Origin of the sequence: uncultured Aurantimicrobium sp. (assembly GCF_936931525.1) — a bacterium.
Classification (GTDB): Bacteria; Actinomycetota; Actinomycetes; order Actinomycetales; family Microbacteriaceae; genus Aurantimicrobium.
In genome coordinates, this window is record NZ_CAKZII010000106.1 from 1 (window position 1) to 4,532 (window position 4,532).

Genomic DNA, 4,532 nt, shown 5'->3' on the forward strand with positions numbered 1-4,532 from the left:
ATGACTGAACACAACCTCACTAAGCCAGAAATCGACGCACCCATGGGTGACGCTCCTTCTGAGCTCACCATTACAGACATCGTTGTTGGCGACGGCGCAGAAGCAACCGCTGGTGCAACCGTAGACGTGCACTACGTCGGTGTTGAATACGAAACCGGCGAAGAATTCGATGCTTCCTGGAACCGTGGCGAATCCATCAACTTCCCTCTCCAGGCCCTCATCTCCGGATGGCAAGAAGGTATCCCCGGAATGAAGGTTGGCGGACGCCGCATGCTCGTATGTCCTCCTGCGAAGGCATACGGTCCAGCTGGTGGCGGTCACCGTCTCTCCGGCAAGACCCTTATCTTCGTTATCGACCTGCTGGGCGTTAGCTAAGCATGACCTTTCCTGCCATCGACAGCGCCGCTGTGCGGTGGTCAGTACCACGAGAGAGTGTCGCCACCGTTCTAGCCGAACGCCCCCTGCTCATCATGATGCATGGCTACGGCTCGAACGAGGGCGACCTCTTCTCGTTAGGGCAGTACTTGCCCGAAGAATTCGTTATTGCCTCGCTGCGGGCACCGCTCACTGCAGGACCAGGCAATGCTTGGTTCGCCATTGACTATGACGCAGAGAATGACACTCTGCGCCGTGACATCAACGAAGTCACTGCCTCCACCCACAGTCTGATCGCATGGATCGATGAACTCGACGCTGAAGTCGGTGGACTAGGTGATGTTGCGCTCTTGGGCTTCTCTCAAGGGGGAGTCATGCTCACGCAGCTCTTCCGTCACCAGCCTGAGCGCTTTATTGCCGGCGTCTTCTTTGCCAGCTTTGCTGTGCAGGACACGACCGAAGGTGCAGCAGAGCGCGACCAAGCGCTCGCCGATGTGATGCCTCCGCTGTTTTGGGGGCGTGACCCTCAAGATCCTGTCATTACGCAAGTTCTTATTGACTTCACGCGTCGCTGGTTGCCTGAACACTTCGATGTGGAAGCCAAACTCTATGCCCACGTTGGTCACAGCTTGTCACTGGAAGAAATCGAGGACGCTGCTTCGTTCCTGCGAAAGAACGTGACGGGTTAGTCGTCGATTTCGATCTGTTTGATGCGCGCGGTGTGACCGCGTACAACTCTTACCTTCGACTTTGCCACACCAAAGTGTTCGGCCAGAAGCTTGGTCACTCCTTCATTGGCGCCGCCATCAATGGCTTTCTCGCGCACGAAAACAACTAGACCTTCCTCGTCAGATTCGACGAGTGGCCCTTTAGAGCTTCCGGGTTTCACTCGAACGACAACGCGCATAAACAAAAGCTAGCGCGAAGCGCTGTTACTTTCCGAGGTATTGAACGCCGTACTTGTTGGATCCTGCCTGGCTGGGCTGCAGCATGAAGATAATCTCCAGCAGGCCACCGATAACGGGCACGACGCCAATGAAGAACATCCAACCTGACATGCCCTGGTCGTGGTAACGACGCACGGTCACAGTGATACGCGTAATCCACAGGAATACCCAGATGGACCCGGCAGCAATGAGGAAAGGAAGAATTGCCCAGACGTCGCGCTGAGGAATCATCATGGCAACAAGAATCACGGGCACGATGGTGAGCATCTGCACGATGAAGGTGAAGAGAACCCAGTACCAGTATTCGGAGCGAGGAGCACGGCCCTCAAGCTTCGTTGCTTTGGAGAAGACGGACTGGATTGCCTGAGAAAAAGTCATAATCACCATCTTGGCTTAAACAGGGAATACTCCCGAATTGAAAACTGCCTCCTGTGAATAAACACAGGAGGCAGTTGTTCTTTGCTCAGTTGTTATGCACCCTTGGGGTTTGCACCGAAGCGGTTGGTGCCAGGCTCGCTGTCCTTGACATACCAAACCAGCAGGAAGATCCAGCCAACGAGCGGGATCAGTGCGAACAGAATGAACCAGCCGGACTTGTCGATGTCGTGGAGGCGACGCACGGCGTAGGCAAGGCTAGGAAGCAGAAGTGCCAAACTTGCGATGGTTCCGAGGATTCCAAAGAAGTTGTCTGTCTTTCCGCCTGCAAGGACGTTGAACATAAAGGTGACCAGTGCGTTAAACAGCGCCCAGTACCAGTAGCCAGAGCGACGAGAGCGTCCCTGGAAGTTTGCGTAGTTGCTGAAGCCGAACTTGATTGCTTCACCGAAATTCATGATTACTCCTGACTTAAGTGAGGCGCTGAATTCTTGTGCCTCGTTTTTAGGCTACTCCCGAGGGGTGAACGAGAGATGGACATGTGGTTTCTGGCGCGCCTTAAGCTCTGATAACCTTGTGAGGTTGCCGTCTAACGGCCGCGGATTAAGAGAGCTCAGACATAAGGTCATGGGCGCCGCGCAACGAGGTACTAAGAAAGGGGATCCCAACATGGCACTAGAAGCAGATGTCAAGAAGGCGATCATCGACGAATACGCAACTCACCCCGGTGACACTGGATCTCCTGAGGTTCAGGTTGCACTTCTCACCAAGCGCATCAAGGACCTGACCGAGCACCTCAAGGAGCACAAGCACGACCACCACTCACGTCGTGGACTGCTGTTGCTCGTTGGTCAGCGTCGCCGTCTTCTCGGCTACCTGTCCGATGTCGACATCACTCGCTACCGTCAGCTCATTGAGCGCCTCGGTCTGCGTCGCTAGTCGAATACAGACACTTCACCAAGAGCCACCCTTCGGGGTGGCTCTTGTGATTTAACCTGACATTCATCTTCGAATATCAGCCTTCATGGGCTTATTGAGGGTTTTGAGGTACTCTTAGAGAAGAGCAGGCAGACAGTTCGCTGGTCTTCGGTGGTGGTTTACCAACAGATGTTGGTGGATTTCTACTGGTGGCCAGCACGAAGTCTGATACTCGTGCGATGTATGTGCGTTGATAACGCCTTCGTTCTGTCTTGTTCTGCTTTCGAACGTATGAGTCGAATCCCACACGGGGAATCGACGTAAAACAAAGGAGAAACCTTCAATGGAAGGTCCAGAAATCAAATTCGCCGAAGCCGTTATCGATAACGGTAAGTTCGGCAAGCGCGTCGTCCGCTTTGAAACCGGTCGTCTCGCACAGCAGGCTCAGGGCGCAGTTGCGGCCTACCTGGATGAAGAAACCATGTTGCTCTCTGCTACTTCGGTCAGCAAGCAGCCTAAGGATAACTTCGACTTCTTCCCTCTGACCGTAGACGTTGAAGAGCGCTCCTACGCAGCAGGCAAGATCCCCGGTTCGTTCTTCCGTCGTGAAGGCCGTCCCTCGACTGAGGCCATCCTGGTCTGCCGTCTGATCGACCGCCCATTGCGCCCATCCTTCGTTGATGGTCTGCGTAACGAGGTTCAGATCGTGATCACCGTGCTCTCTATTGCTCCTGGTGAGTTCTATGACGCACTGGCAATCAACGCGTCGTCTGCATCTACCCAGATCTCCGGTCTGCCTTTCTCTGGTCCTATCGGTGGTATCCGTATGGCCCTGATTGACGGCCAGTGGGTTGCATTCCCCAACGTTGACCAGCTCAAGGACGCGGTCTTCGACCTCGTTGTTGCAGGTCGCCTCGTTGTGGACAAGGACGGCAAGGAAGACATCGCCATCATGATGGTTGAGGCAGAAGCTACCGAAGGTAGCTGGGACCTCATCAAGGCTGGCGGCATCAAGCCTGACGAGGCAATCGTCTCTCAGGGTCTTGAAGCATCTAAGCCTTTCCTCACCTCGCTGATCAAGGCTCAGGTTGAGCTCGCACGTCAGGCAGCTAAGGAAGTTCAGGACTACCCCGTATTCCTTCCTTACTCTGACGAGCTCTACGCAGCAGTGAGCGACCTCGCTCTTGCTGACCTCGAGAAGGTTTACCTCATCGCAGACAAGATCGAGCGTCAGAATGCTGACGACGAGGTCAAGGCTCGCGTGAAGGAAGCTATCGCTGCACAGGTTGCCGAAGGCAAGCTCGAAGAGATTGCTCTCAACCAGTTCGGTGCTGCATACAAGTCAGTAACCAAGAAGGTTGTTCGCGGACGTATCCTCACCGAGGGTGTTCGTATGGACGGCCGTGGTCTGCGCGACATCCGTGCACTGGATGCTGAAGTTCAGGTCATCCCTCGCGTTCACGGTTCAGCTATCTTCCAGCGTGGAGAGACCCAGATCATGGGTATCACCACCTTGAACATGCTGAAGATGGAACAGCAGATTGACTCGCTGTCTCCGATCACTTCGAAGCGCTACATGCACCACTACAACTTCCCTCCATATTCCACCGGTGAAACCGGTCGTGTGGGAACGCCTAAGCGCCGCGAAATCGGTCACGGCTTCCTGGCAGAGCGTGCTCTCGTTCCCGTGCTTCCTGCACGTGAAGAGTTCCCTTACGCAATCCGTCAGGTATCTGAGGCTCTGGGCTCCAACGGTTCGACCTCGATGGGTTCGGTCTGTGCATCGACTCTGTCGCTGCTCAACGCTGGTGTTCCTCTGCGCGCTCCTGTTGCAGGTATCGCTATGGGTCTCGTCTCTGACGAGGTCAACGGTGAGACCCGCTACGCAGCTCTGACCGACATCCTCGGTGCAGAAGA

General features: G+C 54.9%; 7 protein-coding genes. 4 read left to right on the forward strand and 3 right to left on the reverse strand.

Translation table 11 applies throughout. The features are described from left to right. Nucleotides 1–375 (forward strand): FKBP-type peptidyl-prolyl cis-trans isomerase (locus Q0362_RS04990; protein WP_280794281.1); only part of this gene is annotated, 375 nt, incomplete at its 5' end. A gap of 2 nt (nucleotides 376–377) precedes the next feature. Next, the gene (locus Q0362_RS04995) at nucleotides 378–1,064 is read left to right on the forward strand and encodes an alpha/beta hydrolase (protein WP_298120631.1); all 687 of its coding nucleotides are present in this window, start codon (nucleotides 378–380) and stop codon (nucleotides 1,062–1,064) included. On the opposite strand, the gene Q0362_RS05000 is transcribed toward Q0362_RS04995, so the two are convergent. The 3 genes from Q0362_RS05000 to Q0362_RS05010 form a co-directional block, all read right to left on the reverse strand. Beyond that, a complete protein-coding gene (locus Q0362_RS05000; protein ID WP_366099777.1) occupies nucleotides 1,061–1,282 on the reverse strand; it encodes a DUF167 domain-containing protein in 222 nt (73 codons plus the stop codon). The two genes, Q0362_RS04995 and Q0362_RS05000, sit on opposite strands and share 4 nt — an antisense overlap. Before the next feature lie 25 nt (nucleotides 1,283–1,307). Next, nucleotides 1,308–1,700 (reverse strand): DUF805 domain-containing protein, encoded by a 393-nt coding sequence (locus tag Q0362_RS05005; protein ID WP_298120637.1) that lies wholly within the window; start codon nucleotides 1,698–1,700, stop codon nucleotides 1,308–1,310. Nucleotides 1,701–1,792: 92 nt separating this feature from the next. After that, a complete protein-coding gene (locus Q0362_RS05010) occupies nucleotides 1,793–2,155 on the reverse strand; it encodes a DUF805 domain-containing protein (RefSeq protein ID WP_298120640.1) in 363 nt (120 codons plus the stop codon). A gap of 211 nt (nucleotides 2,156–2,366) precedes the next feature. On the opposite strand from Q0362_RS05010, the gene rpsO reads away from it, so the two are divergent. Together rpsO and Q0362_RS05020 are read left to right on the forward strand one after the other, a co-directional pair. Continuing rightward, a complete protein-coding gene (rpsO, locus tag Q0362_RS05015) occupies nucleotides 2,367–2,636 on the forward strand; it encodes a 30S ribosomal protein S15 (RefSeq protein WP_280794286.1) in 270 nt (89 codons plus the stop codon). Nucleotides 2,637–2,958: 322 nt separating this feature from the next. Then, a partial coding sequence (locus Q0362_RS05020; protein WP_298120644.1) for a polyribonucleotide nucleotidyltransferase occupies nucleotides 2,959–4,532 on the forward strand: 1,574 nt, incomplete at its 3' end.